The organism is Cupriavidus sp. GW821-FHT02F09 (genome assembly GCF_059421605.1).
Window position 1 is genome coordinate 124,541 of record NZ_JBWKVH010000003.1, and the last position, 17,551, is coordinate 142,091.

At 67.5% G+C, this 17,551-nt stretch carries 12 protein-coding genes; 7 read left to right on the forward strand and 5 right to left on the reverse strand.

The features are described 5' to 3' along the window. Positions 1-40: 40 nt before the first annotated feature. The 4 genes from AC07XB_RS05075 to AC07XB_RS05090 are packed head-to-tail and all read right to left on the reverse strand — an operon-like array spanning position 41 to position 5,376. Positions 41-883 carry an ABC transporter permease gene (locus tag AC07XB_RS05075; protein ID WP_492371247.1) on the reverse strand — a complete coding sequence of 281 codons (843 nt, stop codon included), beginning with the start codon at positions 881-883 and terminating at the stop codon, positions 41-43. Further along, positions 880-1,887, reverse strand: a complete 1,008-nt coding sequence (locus AC07XB_RS05080) for an ABC transporter permease (protein WP_492371248.1) — start codon at positions 1,885-1,887, stop codon at positions 880-882. Before AC07XB_RS05080 ends, AC07XB_RS05075 begins: the two co-directional genes overlap by 4 nt. A gap of 13 nt (positions 1,888-1,900) precedes the next feature. Continuing rightward, the gene (locus AC07XB_RS05085; RefSeq protein ID WP_492826669.1) at positions 1,901-3,601 is read right to left on the reverse strand and encodes an ABC transporter substrate-binding protein; all 1,701 of its coding nucleotides are present in this window, start codon (positions 3,599-3,601) and stop codon (positions 1,901-1,903) included. A gap of 53 nt (positions 3,602-3,654) precedes the next feature. Beyond that, positions 3,655-5,376 carry an ABC transporter ATP-binding protein gene (locus AC07XB_RS05090; protein ID WP_492826771.1) on the reverse strand — a complete coding sequence of 574 codons (1,722 nt, stop codon included), beginning with the start codon at positions 5,374-5,376 and terminating at the stop codon, positions 3,655-3,657. 456 nt (positions 5,377-5,832) lie between these two features. Between AC07XB_RS05090 and AC07XB_RS05095 the strand changes: the two genes are divergently transcribed. After that, positions 5,833-6,855 carry a fatty acid desaturase gene (locus AC07XB_RS05095; RefSeq protein ID WP_492826667.1) on the forward strand — a complete coding sequence of 341 codons (1,023 nt, stop codon included), beginning with the start codon at positions 5,833-5,835 and terminating at the stop codon, positions 6,853-6,855. Positions 6,856-6,872: 17 nt separating this feature from the next. After that, complete coding sequence (locus AC07XB_RS05100) at positions 6,873-7,700, forward strand: phosphate/phosphite/phosphonate ABC transporter substrate-binding protein (RefSeq protein ID WP_492371283.1); 828 nt, start codon at positions 6,873-6,875, stop codon at positions 7,698-7,700. A gap of 65 nt (positions 7,701-7,765) precedes the next feature. Here the strand turns inward: AC07XB_RS05100 and AC07XB_RS05105 are convergent, their stop codons facing one another. Beyond that, entirely contained in the window at positions 7,766-9,481 is a 1,716-nt protein-coding gene (locus AC07XB_RS05105) for a carboxylesterase/lipase family protein (protein ID WP_492826664.1), read from the reverse strand. Positions 9,482-9,911: 430 nt separating this feature from the next. Between AC07XB_RS05105 and AC07XB_RS05110 the strand changes: the two genes are divergently transcribed. The 5 genes from AC07XB_RS05110 to AC07XB_RS05130 all read left to right on the forward strand — a co-directional run bounded on the left by AC07XB_RS05110 (position 9,912) and on the right by AC07XB_RS05130 (position 17,518). Further along, the gene (locus AC07XB_RS05110) at positions 9,912-12,065 is read left to right on the forward strand and encodes a hydantoinase/oxoprolinase family protein (protein ID WP_492826662.1); all 2,154 of its coding nucleotides are present in this window, start codon (positions 9,912-9,914) and stop codon (positions 12,063-12,065) included. Then, entirely contained in the window at positions 12,062-13,783 is a 1,722-nt protein-coding gene (locus AC07XB_RS05115) for a hydantoinase B/oxoprolinase family protein (RefSeq protein ID WP_492826660.1), read from the forward strand. The genes AC07XB_RS05110 and AC07XB_RS05115 overlap by 4 nt, the downstream gene beginning before the upstream one ends. A gap of 101 nt (positions 13,784-13,884) precedes the next feature. Beyond that, positions 13,885-15,516 (forward strand): ABC transporter substrate-binding protein, encoded by a 1,632-nt coding sequence (locus AC07XB_RS05120; protein ID WP_492371252.1) that lies wholly within the window; start codon positions 13,885-13,887, stop codon positions 15,514-15,516. A gap of 23 nt (positions 15,517-15,539) precedes the next feature. Further along, positions 15,540-16,526 carry an ABC transporter permease gene (locus AC07XB_RS05125; protein ID WP_492371253.1) on the forward strand — a complete coding sequence of 329 codons (987 nt, stop codon included), beginning with the start codon at positions 15,540-15,542 and terminating at the stop codon, positions 16,524-16,526. A 161-nt stretch (positions 16,527-16,687) separates the two neighbouring features. Beyond that, a complete protein-coding gene (locus AC07XB_RS05130; protein ID WP_492371284.1) occupies positions 16,688-17,518 on the forward strand; it encodes an ABC transporter permease in 831 nt (276 codons plus the stop codon). Positions 17,519-17,551 lie beyond the last annotated feature (33 nt).

Genomic DNA, 17,551 nt, shown 5'->3' on the forward strand with positions numbered 1-17,551 from the left:
GGCAGTCGTGTGTCGGGTCGGCGCGGGTCAGGCTGGCAGTTCAGGTTGGCAAAGCAGCCCGGCGCGCGCGGCGCAGGCGCGGGTTGAGCGCGGCCTGCAGGCCGTCGCTGAGCAGGTTGAGCGAGAGCACGGTGAGCACCACGGCCAGGCCGGGGATCGCGGTCATGTACCAGCCGGTGCGCAGCGCGTCCCGGCCCAGGCCGATCATCGAACCCCAGCTCACCACGTTGGGGTCGCCCAGCCCGAGAAAGGCCAGCCCGGCTTCGGACAGGATCGCGCTGGCCACCAGCAGGCCCGTGGAGACAATGATCGGCGTCCAGGCGTTGGGCAGGAGCTCGCGGAAGATCAGGTGCGCGTCGCTGGCGCCCACCGCCACGGCGGCCCGCACGTATTCGCGCTCGCGCAGCGTCAGGAACTCCGCGCGCACCAGCCGGGCCACGCTGGTCCATGAGGTCACGCCAAGCGCGAACACGATGGTGCCGAGGCTGGGCTTGAGCACCGCCACCAGGATGATCGCCAGCAGGAAGGCCGGGATGGTCTGGAAGAACTCGGTGATGCGGCTGAGCACCGCGTCCACGGCGCCGCGATAGAAGCCCGCCGCTGCGCCGATCGTGACGCCGATCGCTAGTGCTACCGCGGCCGACGACACGCCAACCAGCAGTGAAACGCGCGCGCCGTGTGCTAGCCCGGCCAGCAGGTCGCGGCCCATCAGGTCGGTGCCGAGCGGCGTGGCCGGGTCCGTGCCGGGCCAGACGAAGGGCGCGCCCACCATGTCGAGCGGATCGGCCGGGAACAGCACGCCGGCCAGCGCCGCAGCGGCTAAGACCAGCAGCAGGATGGCGCCGCCGAGCCAGATGGAAGGTTGCAGGTACCAGCGCTTCATGCCGCGCCTCCTTGTGTTGCCGAAGGCACGGGGGCCGAACCGGCCCGCACGCGCGGGTCAAGCACCGCCTGTGCCATGTCCACCAGCAGGTTGGCCAGCACCACCAGCACGCCGCTGAAGATCAGCACGGCCAGCAGCACCGGGATATCGCGGCTCTTGATGGCCTCGAAGGAGAGCTGGCCCAGCCCGGGCCACGCAAACACCGTTTCCACCACGATCGAGCCGCCCAGCAGCGCGCTGCTTTGCACGCCCAGCATGGTGATCACCGGCAGCACGGCGTTGCGCAGCGCGTGGCCAAAGATGACCCGCGCCTCCCGCGCGCCCTTGGCGCGGGCGGTGCGGATAAAGTCCTCCGCCAGCGTCTCGATCATCGACGCGCGCGCCAGCCGTGCATATACCGCGATGTAGTAGATCGCCAGCGTCAGCACCGGCAGCACCAGGTGATGGATGTAGTCGAGCAACAGCCGCAGGCCGTGGTAGCCGGCATTGACTTCGCGCAGCCCGCCGATCGGCAGCCATTCCAGCTGCACGCCAAACAGCACGATCAGCATCAGCGAGGTCCAGAACATCGGCGCCGAGTAGCCCACCGTAGCCAGCGCGGACAGCACGGTGTCGGTCAGGCCATGCGGGCGCCGTGCCGCCGCCACGCCCAGCAGCACGCCGCCGACGGTGGACAGCAGCAGCGCGGCACCGACGAGCGCCAGCGTTGGCCCAAGCCGGCCGAGCACGAGATCAAGGACAGGCTCGCCGAAGCGGAACGAGTAGCCCAGGTCGCCATGCGCGATGCGTCCGAGATAGCTTGCCAACTGCTCCGGCAGGCTGCGGTCCAGCCCGTAGAGCTGGCGCAGCTGCGTCACGTACTCCGGCGGCACGCTGCCGCTCTCGCTGGCGATCACATCCACCAGGTCGCCGGGCAGCGCCTTGAGCAGCGCGAAGTTGAGCACGGCGGTGGCGACGATCACGCCAAGAAGTTGCAGCAGGCGGCGCAGCAGGCGTCGGGTCATGCGCACGGCAACCTCACTTGGCGCTGAGCCAGACACGGGAGAAATTGTTCTGGCTGTGGTCGAAGGTATCCGTGACGTTGCGCAGGCGCTTGTCCCAGACGCCGAACCAGCGGAACTCGAACAGGTTCAGCAGCGCCAGGTCCTTCTGCGCCAGCTTCTGGAAATCCTGGTAGAGCTGCACGCGCTTGGCGGGATCGCGCTCGACCTGTGCCGCTTCGATCAGCTTGTCTGCTTCCGGGCTGGCATAGCCGGACGCGTTTTGCCACGGCGTGCCCTTGGACTCGGCCTTGGACCAGTAATGCTGCTCCACGCCGATCTGCGGATCCTGCCAGTTGATGCCCCAGGAACTGACCAGCTGGTAGTTGTAGTCGGTGAAGACGTTCTTGGTCCAGGTGGGCAGATCCTGGCCGCGCAGGTTCACATCGATGCCGACAGCGCGCAGCGACTGGCGCACGAACTCGCCGGTGCGGCGGTAGTCGTCCCCAAAGGGAATGAAGTCGTGATTGAGCTTGAAGCGGAATCCGTCCGCCTTGCGTGGGAAGCCGGCTTCGTCGAGCAGCGCTTCGGCCTTCTTGCGGTCGAACGGGTACTGCTGTGTGTCCTTGGTATAGAAGGTCTTGAGCAGGGAGGACACCGGCCCGGTGGCTGGCACCGCGTAGCCGCCCCACACCGTTTTGACCAGCGCATCGCGGTTGATCGCATACAGGATGGCCTCGCGTACCTTGAGGTTGCCGATGACCGGGTCGCGCAGGTTGGGGATCAGCCACAGCCAGCCGGCAAAGCCGTTGTAGCCCTCGGTGCTCACCACCAGGTTAGGCGACTTGGCCAGGCGGTCGGCGTCGGCAAAGGTTACCGGGTTGCGCTCCCCGTATTGCACCGCGCCGGTCTCCAGCGCAGTGGCGCGGCCCGCCACGTCCGGGATGATCTTGAAGGTGAGCTTGTCGAGGTAAGGCAGCCCCGGCGCCCAGTATTTGTCGAAGCGCTCCAGCGCGATATGCTGGCCGCGCACCCACTCCTTGAAAACGAAGGGGCCGGTGCCGACTGGCTTGTTGTTGTACGGATTGTTCGGGATGTCCGTGCCTTCGTAAAGGTGCTTGGGCAGGATCGGCGCGGCTACCACGTCGAGCGCGTTCAGGATCACCGGCGTTGGCTTGCCGAGCGTGAGCACCACCGTATGGCTGTCCGGCGTATCGACCTTGGCCAGGTGCTGGAACACGCGGCGTGCGGTGGGTGCGTGCTTGCGCCAGATTTCTTCAGCGGAGAATTTCACGTCAGCGGCGGTGAAGGGCTTGCCGTCGTGCCACAGTACGTTCTTGCGCAGCTTGAGCCGCACGGTGAGGCCATCGGGTGAGACGTCGACGCTCTGCGCGAGCTGCGGGCGCGGCTTGAGGTCGGGGCCGTAGTCCAGCAGGCCGTCGAAGATCTTGCTGACCACGGTGCGGCCCGGCGTGGAGGTGTTGATGAAGAACGCCAGCGTGGGTGGCTCGGGGTGCACCACGGCATCGAGAGCGCCGCCGCGCTGGGCGCCATCTTCGGTATTCGGCAGCGGTTTGGTCAGCGCGCTGGCCTCGGGCAGCAGGCCGGCGAACAGGCCACCGGCAAGCAGGGCGCCGGTGGCGCCAAGCAGCTGACGGCGTTGCGCGCTATGCGGCGCGGCGTTGTCCTGGGCAAGGGTGTCGGACGGCTTGGCGAAGGGGAAATCGTGTTCGTTCATGGGGCGTTGAGGTTCCGGTGATGCGGTAACTGCGGAAAAAAGACAGCAAGAGTTCAGCTGTGCGCGAGGGCAGGCAGCGGCGCTTCGGCGGCAGCGTCCGGAGGACAGGCCGGTCGCGCATGGCCGGGCATGGCCGCCACCAGGGTGCGGGTGTAGGGATGTTGCGCACGCGTCCAGATGGCATCGGGATCGCCTGATTCGACGATCCGCCCCGCCTGCATCACGCACACACGGTCGGCGATATAACGCACGACCGACAGGTCGTGCGAGATGAACAGGTAGGTCAGGCCGTGCTCTGCCTTCAGGTCGACCAGCAGGTTCAGGATCTGCGCCTGGATGGAAACGTCCAGCGCGGATACGGGCTCGTCGCAGATCACCAGCTCAGGGCGCAGCACCAGCGCGCGAGCGATGGCGATGCGCTGGCGCTGCCCGCCCGAGAACTCGTGCGGGTAGCGGCTGCGTGCGCCCGTGCCGAGCCCGACGTCGTCGAGGATGGCGTCGATGCGGCGCGTGCGTTCGGCGCGCTCGCGCACGCCATGGATGGCCAGGGCATGGCCAAGGATGTCTTCCACGCGGTGGCGCGGGTTGAGTGAACCGTAGGGATCCTGGAAGATCAGCTGCACGCGGCGGCGCCAGGGCAGCAGCGCACCGGGCGCCAGTGCCAGCAAGTCCTGTCCGGCAAACGAGATGCTGCCCGCGTCGGCAGGCGCCAGCCGCAGGATGGCGCGCGACAGGCTGGACTTGCCGCAGCCCGATTCCCCCACCAGTCCGAGTGTTTCGCCGGCGGCGATGTCGAGCGAGACGTCGTTGACCGCGCTCACCCGATGCTCGCCGCTGGTGTATGAGACGCGCAGGCCTTGCACCGAGAGCAGCGGTGCAGCGTTGGCGGCCGGCGTGCGCAGCGCGGCCGCGCAAGGCGCTACCGGCGGCTTGACAAGCTGGAAGCCATCCTGGCCATCTGCGCGGATCTCCGCCAGCCGGTCGGTGGTGTAGTGCAGGCCCTGCGCGACGTGCAGCGATGCGCCAAGCAGGCCACGCGTGTAGGCGTGCCGGGGCGCGGCGAATACGCTCTGCGTGGCGCCTTCTTCCAGCTTGTACCCGCCGTACATCACCGCAACGCGGTCTGCATACCGGGCCACGACACCCAGGTCGTGCGTGATCAGCAGCACGGCCATGCCGAGTTCACGGCGCAGGCTGTCGATCAGCGCGAGGATCTGCGCCTGGATGGTCACGTCCAGCGCGGTGGTCGGCTCGTCCGCGATCAGCAGGCGCGGCTTGCAGGCCACCGCCATGGCAATCATCACGCGCTGGCGCTGCCCGCCGGAGAACTGGTGCGGGTACGCATCGAAGCGGCGCGCCGGGTCGGGCAACTGGACCAGGTGCAGCAGTTCGATGGCCTGTGCCCGTGCCGCGCGGCGTGACAGCGGTGCGTGCAGCGTCAAGGCCTCGGCGACCTGCTGGCCGATGCTTAGCACCGGGTTCAGCGAAGTCATCGGCTCCTGGAAAATCATCGACACAGCGCGCCCCCGCAAGGCGCTCATCTCCGCCTCGCGCAGCGCAAGCAGGTCCACGCCGTCGAAGCGGACAGTGCCCGACAGCCGTGCATGCGCCGGCAGCAGGCGCATCAACGCCAGGGCCGTCGTCGATTTTCCGCAGCCGGATTCGCCGACCAACGCCAGCATCTCTCCGGCAGCGACCTGCAGGTTCAGGTCGCGCAGCGCATGATTGCCGGGAAAGTGCACGTTGAGGCCATGGATGTCCAGTAATGGCTGCAGGGTCACCGTGCCGGCCCGTGTGCCGGTTTGCGTGACTGGGGAGGGCGACGGAGCAGCGTGGCTGCCCGGCCTGGAGGCTGGATGCGCTAAGTAAACCATTCGCGCATTGCAGCATGGCGCCTCGGCTCTTTCCCACGAATTTTTTTGTAGATGCTTACTCGGTTCCGTGCGTGCGCTCGCTGCAGAAGTAAGCTATCGAACGCCTGCCGAGGCGGTAAACCCGATGCCTGCGGGCCCGGCGAGCACTCCAGCAACAGCAGCGGTTAGCCGGCCCTGCGCTGCGCATATCCTTATCGGCATTCCTTCGTTCCCTTATTTTCCGTCGGCGCTAAGCTGGAGTGACATCCCTCGCGCCGGGAGCCATGCACATGGCGGAGCGCTGGGCGCGGGATGCCCTGGGTGTTCGCATCGCCTCGATTGCCGACCAGCCCGCCACCGATCGACGATGACGAAGCCATGGCAATCTACCTGGATGACATTCAACGCGCCGAGATTGCGCGCGCCTCCCGCCGTTGGTTATGGCGAGCGGAGGCGCCCACCTGGCTGCTGATCGCGGCGGTCTATGGCGCGTGGTTTGGCATTGCCTTCAACGCCACCCGCATCGGCCTGCCGCTGGCTGTTGCGCTGCTGGCCCTTGTCACCGCCTGGTATATGTCTGTGCAGCACGAGTTGCTGCATGGTCATCCGACCCGGCTGGCCTGGTTCAATGCGCTGTTCGGCATGGCGCCGCTGGCGGTATGGTTTCCCTACGGGCTGTATCGCCGCGAACACCTGCGCCATCACGAGGCCGATGATCTCACCCATCCGGGCGCCGATCCGGAGAGCTATTTCATGCTCTCCGGTGACTGGCAGGCGGCCGGTCCGCTAGGGCGGGTGCTGCTGCGCTGTCGCAATACATTGGCGGGGCGTGTGCTGATCGGCCCGGCCTTTGCCATTGCGCAGACTGCGGCCGGCGCAGGGCGCAAGGTGCGCGACGGCGATCTGCGCGACCTGCCGATGTGGCTTGCGCACCTGTTGGCGTTGGGCGCGTTGCTGGCCTGGCTCGACCGCATTTGCGGCATAGCGCCGTGGCTGATGTTGGGCGGCGTGGCCTATCCGGCGCTGTCGCTGTCGGCGGTACGCTCCTTCCAGGAGCACCGTGCCCATGCCTTGCCGGCATGCCGCAGCGTGATAAACGAGGCCGCGTGGCCATGGCGCTTGCTCTTTCTCAACAACAACTATCACCTCGTCCACCATGATCTGCCCGCGGTGCCCTGGTTCGCGCTGGGGCGTATCTATCGTCGCCGCGCGGCCGACTACCAGCGGCGCAGCGGCGGTTTCGTGGTAGATGGCTACGGCGAATGGCTGGCGCGCTTCTCGCTGCGTCCGGCCGCGCCCGTGGTGCATCCGCTGTTTCACGGTCCTGTACGTGACGCGGTGCCCGTTGCAACAGGAAGCGAGCAGGCCAGCAACGATGCCCGTGCGCAACTGGCGGGGTGAACGTGGAAGACCGGCCGATGACCGAACGCAAGCACTGGGTGGCCGCGCTACCCATGTATAACCTGACACCCGCGCTGCATACGGACTGGCTGGCGCTGATCGCACGCGTGGCCGACGTGCTCGCGCGGCAACGCGACCCGCTCCAGCTGAGCATCGTCGAACCCGCCGCGACGGTGGAGGCGCTGCACGACTTCTGGCGCCGGCCGGACCTGCTGCTCTCGCAAACCTGCGGCTATCCGCTGGTGCAGGGCCTGCGGCGCCATGTGCGCATCATTGGCACGCCTCGGTTCAATGCGCCGGGCTGCGACGGCGCCAGCTATACCAGCGCCATCGTGGTGCGCGCCAATGACGGGCCCGCCACGCTCGCCGCATGCCGCGGATTGCGCGCGGCCTACAACGATGAGGGCTCGCACAGCGGCATGAACGCGCTGCGCTACGCGGTGGCGCCGCTGGCGCGGGACGGCCGCTTCTTCTCCGGCACGGTGCGCACCGGCTCGCATCTGGCATCGCTTGACGCCGTGGCCAACGGCGCGGCGGATGTCGCCGCCATCGATTGCGTCACGCTGGCATTCGCGCGCGATCACCTGCCCGAGCGTCTTGTCGCGCTGCGTCAGATTGGCCGCACCGAGGCCGCCCCCGGACTGCCGCTGGTGTCTTCGCGCCACGCCGCCCCGGCGCATAGCGCGCGCGTTGGCGCGGCGCTGGCCCAGGTGCTTTCCGGCGAGCCGGCACTGGCGCGCCGCTTGCGCTTGCGGGGCATTGCGCGGACCGGACTGGCGCACTACGAGCCGGTGGCGCAGATGGCCCGCGCCGCGGTGGCGGCCGGCTACGCGCGGCTGGTCTGATCGCGGATCAACGCCGCCTGATGCGCGTCGCGCACGCAGGCGCGTTTGCCGGCGCGCGCCGGGCGTCAGTCGCGCGTGAACGACACCGGGACGCTGTACGCGTACAGCGGGATACCCGCAAACGCGGCGCGTGCGCGCGCGGCAGGGTCGCGCCGTGCCTCCCATGACTTGCCCAGCAGCGCGGTGGTGCGCGCCGAGCCGTCGTAAGGCGCCCAGCCCGCTACCACGCCGCTGCCCGGCTTGCCGGTGCGTGCGAACTGCGCCCAGATTGCCCCCATGTGGTCGCGCACCTCCAGCTGGTCGGCGCTGTCTTGCACCAGAGGCCTCGCCGCGTCCAGCGTGCCGAAGATGAACGGCACCTCCGACGTATGTGCAGCCCCCAGGACGCCGCCGCGCGCCGGCGATTGCCAGTCGAATTCGTAGGCATAGACCGGCGCGCCATTCTGCGCGGCCTTGCGCTCGGCCACGGCCAGCGTCGGCAGGCGGTAGTTGTAGTCGCCGGCAATGCGGATCAGCAGTTCGCTGGGCGTAGCCTTGCCGTCGAGGTCGCGGTAGGCATCGATCAGCCGAGCGGTGCCGGCGTCGTCGAGCTTCAGGAAGCGCTGGATGCGCTGACGCGCCTGGCCGGCGCTCAACGAGAAATTGCGCGGGTCGGCGGCGAGGAAGAACGTGGCCTCCTGCGCGGCATTGCCGATCAGGACCGGAACGTCCGCCGACAGCGGCGATGCCACCGGGTCGAACGGATCATCGACGAACACCTTGCCGTCCAGCGTGGGCCGGAACTCGCTGACGCCGCCGGCGGCGCCGGACACCTTGGCGAATGCGGCCACCAGTTGCTCCACCGGCAACTGGCGCAGGCGGCCCGCGTTGGCGGCGGTCAAGCCGAACTCACGCAGGAACGCATGCGCGGCGCGTGCCGCCGCATCCGGGCCTGCCAGCTTCCAGGCGCCGGAGCCGCTCTGCACGATGGCCCGCTGGATGTAGCCGCGCGCGGCGGGCAGCCCCAGCAGCGCCGTGACCTTGGCCGCGCCGCCCGACTGGCCGAACACCGTGAGGTTGGCCGGGTCGCCGCCAAACGACTCGGCATTGGCCTTGATCCACTTCAGCGCGGCAAGCTGGTCGAGCGTGCCGAGGTTTCCCGATTCGGCGGACAACTGTTCGGGATGCTCGCCGGTGAACAGCCCGCCCAACACGTTGAGGCGATGGTTGACGGACACCACCACCACGTCCTGCGATGTCGCCAGATGGCTGCCATCGAAGCCCGCCGACGTGCCGGCTCCGATGGCGAATGCCCCGCCGTGCAGCCACACCAGCACGGGGCGGCGCTGATTGTCACGCAGCGCGGGCGTGAACACCGACAACGACAGGCAGTCCTCGCTCGCCGGAATGCCCGACCAGTACCAGGCGAACTCGACCGGGCTGCCGACTTGCGGCTGCGGCGCGGAAGCACCGCCTTCCAGGGCATCGCGAACGCCTGCCCACGGTTGCCGCGCGACGGGCGGGCGGAAGCGGTTGTCGCCAGCTGTTGTCGCCGCATAGGGCACGCCCTTGAAGACGAACGCGCCGCGCGCACGCGTGCCGCGCAGGCGGCCCGATGTGGTATCGACGACCGGCTCGGCGGTGCCCGATACCGTGGCGCATGCCGACAGCGCGCCCAATGCGGCAAGGCTGGCCCCGGCGCGCGCGGTGCTGAGAAGGAAGATGCGCCGGGAGGTGCGTCGGGAAGTGCGAGAAGCGGTACGAGAAGCGTTGGGAGAGAAGGGCGGGACGGCGAGAGTCAAGGTGGATTCCAGTGAGCGCCATGGCGGGCAGGCCGGCTTGCGCGGACCCGGCACGGCAATAGGCGACGATCCTAGCCGCGCCGCAATGCCTTGCATACGAAGGTTCGCTCATATGGGTATTTGCCGACGTGCGAAGGCCCGGCCGGGGCGCGACATAGTCTCGCGCGCGCGTTGGCGCAAGGATGGATTGCGTCTATCCATAGCCATTGACACAACATAAGCAAGCGCGAAATCCTTCGTTCCGATGTGCCGCCGCGGCCGACTATGCTGCGCGCTGGCTTTCAGCGAAGTCCGGCGCTTGCTCCCTGCCTTCAGGCAGGGGAGATGTATCTATCCAGGGGAAGTTCCCGATGGTCGTCGTTTGTCGAGTGCGCTGCGGCACCCCGCCGCGAGGGCTGAATCCAGATATTCCCACTCCATGAACAACGGCATGCCTGCAGACAACCAGAATTCACATCAGGCGAGCGTGCGGCTCGCTGTCGACGTTGGCGGCACCTTTACCGATACCGTCCTGCTGGCCGGCACGCGCCGCTACACCAGCAAAGTCCTGACAACGCCGGCCGCGCCCGAGAACGGCGTGATCCACGGCGTACAGGACCTCCTGGCCAGCGCCGGGCTCTCGCTGGCTCAAGTCGACCTCTTTATCCTCGGCACCACCCTTGCCACCAATGCGCTGATCGAACGCAAGGGCGCGCGTACCGCGCTGATCACCACGGCGGGATTCCGCGATCTGGTCGAGATCGGCTGGGAGGATCGTTTCGCGCAGTACGACATCTTCCTCGACAAGCCAGCACCGCTGGTGCCGCGCTACCTGCGCTTTGGCGTACCGGAGCGCGTCGACGGCCGCGGCAACACGCTGCTGTCCCTCGACGAGGAGGCCGTGGCCGCGCTGGTGCCGCAGTTCGAGGCGCAGGGCGTGGAAAGCGTGGCCGTCACCTTCCTGCACAGCTATGTGAATCCCGCGCACGAGCAGCGAGTGCGCGCCATCCTGGGCGAGCTGGCACCGCATCTGTGGGTCTCGCTGTCTTCCGACGTGTGCCCGGAGATCCGGGAGTACGAACGTTTGTCCACCACCAGCGCCAATGCCTATGTCCAGCCGCTGGTGGCGGGCTATCTCGGACGCCTGCGCGAGCGCGTGGCCGCGTTGGGCCTGCGCAGTCCGCTCTTCCTGATGACATCGGGCGGCGCCATTACCAATATCGAAGCGGGCATCGCGCAGCCGGTGCGGCTGGTCGAATCCGGTCCCGCCGGGGGCGCCATCCTGTCGCGCCGGGTGGCGGAGCAGGGTGGCATCGGGCGCGCGCTGTCCTTCGACATGGGTGGCACGACCGCCAAGATTTGCTTTATCGACGACTACCAGCCGCAGATCTCGCGTAGTTTCGAATTCGGCCGCATGCACCGGCACCTCAAGGGATCGGGCTTGCCGATCCGCATCCCGGTGATCGAAATGGTGGAGATCGGCGCGGGTGGCGGATCGATCGCCCGCATCGACGCGCTGGGCCGCGTGCAGGTCGGCCCGGATAGTGCCGGTTCCGAGCCCGGCCCGGCCAGCTATGGCTTGGGTGGCAGCGCTGCCACGGTGACCGACGCCAACTGCGTGCTGGGCCTGCTGGATCCGCAGCGCTTTGCTGTGGGCAAGATGGCGCTGGAGCCGGAGCTCGCGCGTGTTGCGCTTGGCACCGATATCGCGCATGGACTGGGTACGACACCGGAGTTCGCCGCGCTGGCGGTGACCGAGATCGTGACGGAGAACATGGCGAACGCTGCCCGCGTCCATGCCACCGAGCTCGGCAAGACGGTGGAGGACTACACCCTGATCGCGTTTGGCGGCGCCGCGCCGTTGCATGCGGCGGCACTGGCCAGGCGGCTCGGCATCCACCGCGTGATCGTTCCCCAATCCGCCGGGGTGGGGTCGGCGCTGGGTTTCCTGTGGGCACCGATTGCTTATCAGGCGGTGCGCAGCTTTTATCAACGCCTTGACGCCTTCGACGCAGCGGCAGTCAATGCCGTGCTCGGGCAGTTGGCGGCCAGCGCGCGGGATATCGTCAGCCAGGCCGCACCCGGCCAGGCATTGGGCGAACAGCGCCTGGCGTACATGCGCTATGCAGGCCAGGGGCACGAAATTCCCGTGCCCCTGCATGCACAGGTTCTGCGCGCGGCAGATGCGGCGGCGCTGGGCGAGAGCTTCGAGCGTGCCTATGCCGCCCTGTACGGCCGCACCTTGCCCGGCAACCCGGTCGAGATCATCAGCTGGTCGATCAATGTGAGTACCGCGCAGCCGGCGATTGCACGCGCGGGGCAGAGCGTGGCGGCGGGCGCCGCGGCGGTGGCCAGCGGTGGCCAGCGGATCCTGTTCGACGGCGAGCACGGTGCGGGGCGCGAAGTACCGGTGTACGAACGTGCCGCGTTGTCCGGCGGCTCGCCGATACACGGCCCCGCGCTGGTGGTGGAGGACGAAACCACGACCGTGGTGCCGGCTGGCTTTGCCTTCTCGCTGGATCCGGATGGGCATCTGGTGCTCGCGGCGTCGATACCTGTCCCGGCCCAAGCGGGCCTTACCGATCTTGTGGAGGTGGCGCAATGAGCCCGGCCAATCCCGTAGTCACCCATGCCGCGCTGCGCGGCACCATCTACGCCCAGTTGATGTGGAACCGGCTGCTGTCGGTCGTGGAGGAGCAGGCGCAGACCCTGATCCGCACGGCCTTTGGCACCTCCACGCGCGAAGCCGGGGATCTATCCGCCGGGGTGTTCCTGCCCGATGGCCGCATGATCGCGCAGGCGGTTACCGGTACGCCGGGGCACGTCAACTCGATGGCCGAATCGGTCAAGCACTTCCTGTTTGCATTTCCCGCCGCAACCATGGCCGAGGGCGATGTCTACCTTACCAACGATCCATGGAAGGGCACCGGCCACCTGTTCGACATGACCATGGTCACGCCGGTGGTGCGCGCGGGCCAGGTGGTGGCGCTGTTCGCCTCGACCCTGCACGTGGTCGATATCGGCGGCATCGGTGCGGGTCCGGATGGCACCCAGGTCTATCACGAAGGCCTGTTCCTGCCGATCCTGAAGCTGTTCGACGCAGGCCAGCCCAATGAAGCCGTGTTCGACATCGTGCGCGCCAACGTGCGCGAGCCGGTGCAGGTGATCGGCGACCTGCATGCGCTGGTTGCCTGCAACGAGATCGGCGGGCGCCGCTTGCGGACGATGATGGATGAGTTCGGACTCGGCGACCTGCATGCGGTGGGCGAGTACATCATCCGCCAGGCCGGCCAGGCCATGACCGCCGCGATCGCCGCGTGGCCCCACGGCACCTGGCACAACAGCATGACCATCGACGGCTATGAAACGCCGATCACCCTGCAGGCCAGCCTGACCATTTCGCCGGACGGCATCGACGTGGACTTCACCGGCTCGTCGCCGGTGGTGGCGCGCGGCATCAATGTGCCCAAGGCCTATACCGACGCCTATACCTCGTTCGGCATCCGTTGCCTGATCGGCGCTGATATTCCCAACAACGCCGGCTCGCTGGCTCCCGTGCGCGTGCATGCGCCCGAAGGTTCGATCCTGAATGCGCCGTTTCCTTGCGCCGTGACCGCGCGCCACATCATCGGCCAGATGCTGCCGGACGTTGTGTTTGGCTGCCTGCGCCAGGCGCGCGCTGGCGTGGTGCCGGCCGAAGGTTCGTCGAGTCTGTGGAATATCCAGCTCTCGGGCGGCCAGCCGCTGGCCGGCGCTGGCGCAGGCGAGCTGCTGCAAGGCCGGCGCTTCGCCATCACCAGTTTCTCCACTGGCGGCACCGGCGCGCGTCCAGGCAAGGACGGGCTGTCCACCACGTCTTTCCCCAGCGGGGTGCGCAATGTGTCGGTGGAAATCCTGGAAACGGTGAGCCCGCTGGTGTTCTGGCGCAAAGAGTACCGTCCGGATTCGGGAGGCGCCGGGCAGCAGCGCGGCGGCCTGGGGCAGGTCATCGAGGTGGCCAACGCCGAAGGTGCGCCCATGGTGCTGGCTGCCGCGTGGGATCGCCTGCTGTTTCCGGCGCGGGGCGCCGATGGCGGCCTGGCCGGCGCGCCCGGCCGGGTCTCGCTTGCCTCTGGCCAGGCCCTGAGGGGAAAGGGCCGGCAACTGGTGCCGGGTGGCGAGCGACTGGTGGTGGAAACGCCAGGCGGCGGTGGCATCGGCAACCCCGCGGCGCGCGATTCGGAGAAACTGGCGGCGGATCTGCGCAACGGCCTGGTCAGCGCCGCGCAGGCGAGCGCCAGCTATGGCCTGGATGCCGCGCCGGGCAATGCCGCATTGGCATGAAGGATTTGCCTCACCTCCCTACGCCGGCTCGCGGCGCTGCCGCCGGCCCGGCGGTGCCCGGCACCGCCATCCATCCGCATTTTCATCAGGATCTCCCACTCATGTCTTCAAAGCCTTCGTTGCCCAAACTGCATGAACGCTTGCTGTCCGGTGTGTTGTCGGCAGTGCTGGTTGTCTCGCTAGGCATTGCCGCGCTGCCGATACCGGTCGCGCACGCCGCGCCCGCGCCAGCTCACGGTGGCACGCTCAACCTCTTGCTCAACTACGAGCCGCCCACGCTGGTGTCGCTTGCCAATGTGGCCACGCCCGCACTCAGCGTCAGTGCCAAGGTGACGGAAGGCCTGCTGGAATACAACTACGACCTGACCCCGCGCCCGCAACTGGCCACCTCGTGGAGCATCAGCCCGGACGGCAAGCAGTACACCTTCCATCTGCGCAAGGGCGTCAAGTGGCACGACGGCAAGGACTTCAGCTCGGCCGATGTCGCGTTCTCGATCCTGCTGCTCAAGAAGGTCCACCCGCGCGGCAGCAGCACCTTCGCCAACGTGACGGAGGTGAAGACCCCCGATCCCTACACCGCGATCATCGTGCTGTCCAGGCCCGCGCCTTACCTGATCAAGGCGCTGGTGGCCACCGAATCACCGATCGTGCCCAAGCACATCTACGAGAACACGGACGCCATCGGCAATCCCAACAACAATGCCCCGATCGGCACCGGCCCCTTCCGTTTCAAGGAATGGGTGCGCGGCAGCCACATCGTCTATGAGCGCAATCCGGACTATTGGGACAAGCCCAAGCCCTACGTGGACCGCGTCGTGGTGAAGTTCATCCCCGATCCGGCCGCGCGCGCCATTGCCTTCGAGACCGGCGCGGTGGACCTGGGCTACCGCACACCGGTACCGCTGTCCGATCTGGCGCGGCTGAAGAAGGTGCCCAAGCTGATGTTCGAGACGAAGGGCAACAGCTACTCCTTCAATGTGACGCGACTGGAGTTCAATCTCGACAATCCGTACTTCAAGAACCTGAAAGTGCGCCAGGCGGTGGCACAGGCCGTCAACCGAGATGTGGTGCTGAACACGGTCTACTACGGCTACGGCACCCGAACCGCATCGCCGATCGCTCCCGGCCTAAGCGCGTTCCACGACAATACGCCCACGCCTTACCCATTCGACACGAAAGCGGCCGACAAGCTGCTGGATGAGGCCGGCTATCCACGCAAAGGCGGCGCTCCGCGCTTTCGCGTCACGCTGGATTACAACCCCATCAGCGAGGACAGCAAGCGCCTGGCCGACTACCTGCGCTCGGCGCTGGGCAAGGTCGGCATCGACGTGACCATCCGCTCGCAAGACCTGCCGGCCTTCGTCAAGCGCATCTATACCGAGCGCGACTACGATTTCACTGTGAATGGCGCGAGCAACCTGTTCGATCCCACCGTCGGCGTGCAGCGTTTGTATTGGTCCAAGAACTTCAAGAAGGGTGTGCCGTTCTCCAACGCAACCCACTACAGCAATCCAGAGGTGGACCGGTTGCTGGAGGACGCCACTTCCGAGATCGACCCCGCCAGGCGGGTGGCGCAGTTCAAGCAGTTCCAGCAGATCGTCGGCAAGGAGGTGCCCGATCTGAACCTCGTGTCGCCGCAGTTCATCACCATCGCCAACACGCGGGTACATGACCATTCGCTGACTGCCGACGGGGTCGAGTCCAACCTCGCCAACGTCTACCTGGACAAATAGTCCGGCCGACCGGGCGCCACACCATGCCAACCTTGCTACGAATCGGATCGGCCCTGCGGCGCACGCTATGGCGCGCGCTGCCCACCGCCCTGGGCGTGATCGTCTTCAACTTCCTGCTGCTGCAGCTGGTGCCCGGCGATGCCGCCGACGTGCTGGCGGGCGAGTCCGGCTCGGCTACCGAGCAGACCATGGCGTTGATACGGGCCCGCTTTGGCCTGGACCAGCCGGTGCTGCACCAGTTGCTGGCCTACCTGGGCCACCTGGCACGCTTCGACCTGGGTTTCTCGCCACGCTACAACATGCCGGTGGCGGACCTGATCCTGGCGCGCCTGCCCAATACGCTGCTGCTGACGGGCGCCGCGCTGTGCATCGCGCTGGCGCTCGGCGTGGCTTGCGGCGCTGCCATGGCCGCGCGCGTGGGCACCTGGGTGGATCGCGCACTCTCGCTCGCGGTGCTGCTGCTGTACTCGGTGCCAGGCTTCTGGATCGGGTTGATGGCAATCGTGCTGTTCTCGGTCCATCTGGGCTGGCTGCCCAGCGAAGGCACCGGCACCATCGGCGCGGAGCTGGGCGGGTGGGCGCGGCTTGGCGACGTGGCCAGCCACCTGGTGCTGCCGGCACTGGCAATGTCGACGTTCTTCATCGCCATCTACGCGCGCTTGACGCGCGCCGCCATGCTCGAGGTACAGCGCCAGGACTTCGTGCGCACCGCTGCTGCCAAAGGGCTGCATCCGCTGCGGGTATCCGTGCGCCACGTGCTGCGCAATGCGCTGATGCCGATCACGACGGTGGCCGGCATGCACTTTGGCGCCTTGTTGGGCGGCACGGTGGTGATCGAGACGGTATTCAGCTGGCCCGGGCTGGGCCGTTTGGCGCTGGAGGCGGTGATGGCGCGGGATTTCAGCGTGCTGCTCGGCGTGCTGTTGCTGTCGTCCTTCTTGGTGGTGCTTGCCAATGTGCTGGTCGACCTCTTGCAAGCATGGCTGGACCCGCGCATCAAGAATGCCTGACGCACCAAGCACGGCATGGCGGGATCGCCGATCAACCGAATCGCGGAGCGCCATACAAGGCGCGTATTGATATGAGTTCCATGTCTTCCTCCGGGCCGGCCGGCGCGGCTGGCACCGCAAACACCACCTCCGTGGACGTATCGCAGGCGGGCACTGCGCGCATGCGCGCGCTGCGCATTTTCCTGCGCAACCCGGCCGCGCTGGGCGGCGTACTGGTGCTGCTGACGATGGTGTCAATGGCCGCGCTCGCCGGCGTGCTGTTTCCCGGCGATCCGCTTGACATGGTGGGCCAGCCCTTCCTGTGGCCCGGCGCAGATCCCGCCTTCCCGTTCGGCACCGACTCGCTCGGCCGCGATGTGCTGGCCGGCATCGTGCACGGGGCGCGCGTGTCGCTGCTGGTGGGGCTGGCGGCGGCGTCGCTGAGCCTGTTGATTGGTATGCTGGTGGGCGCCGTGGCAGGCTACTTCGGGCACGCGGCCGACGCCGTGCTGAGCCGGCTGATCGAGCTGGTGCAGACGGTGCCGAGCTTCTTGCTGGTGATCGTGATCGTGGCCATCGGCAGTCCGTCTGTCACCACCATTGCGCTGGCGATCGGGCTGGCCTCCTGGCCCACGGTGGCGCGCCTGGTGCGCGCCGAGTTCCGTACCCTGCGGGAGGCGGATTTCGTGTTGGCTGCACGCAGCGTGGGCTACCGCAGCAGCCGCATCATCGTTGCCGAGATCCTGCCCAATGCGCTGCCACCGGTGATCGTCACCACCTCGGTCATGGTGGCCAGCGCCATCCTGATCGAATCGGCACTCTCATTCCTGGGCATGGGAGATCCCAATGTCGTGAGCTGGGGCAGCATGATTGGCGCCGGCCGCGAGGTGCTGCGCAGCGCCTGGTACCTGAGCGCGCTGCCGGGGACCGCCATCATCCTGACCGTGCTGGCACTGAACCTGGTGGGCGATGCACTCAACGATGCGCTCAACCCTCGCCTGCGGTATGACTGAGATATGACTGTGACCGATGCCAGAAAGGCCGGC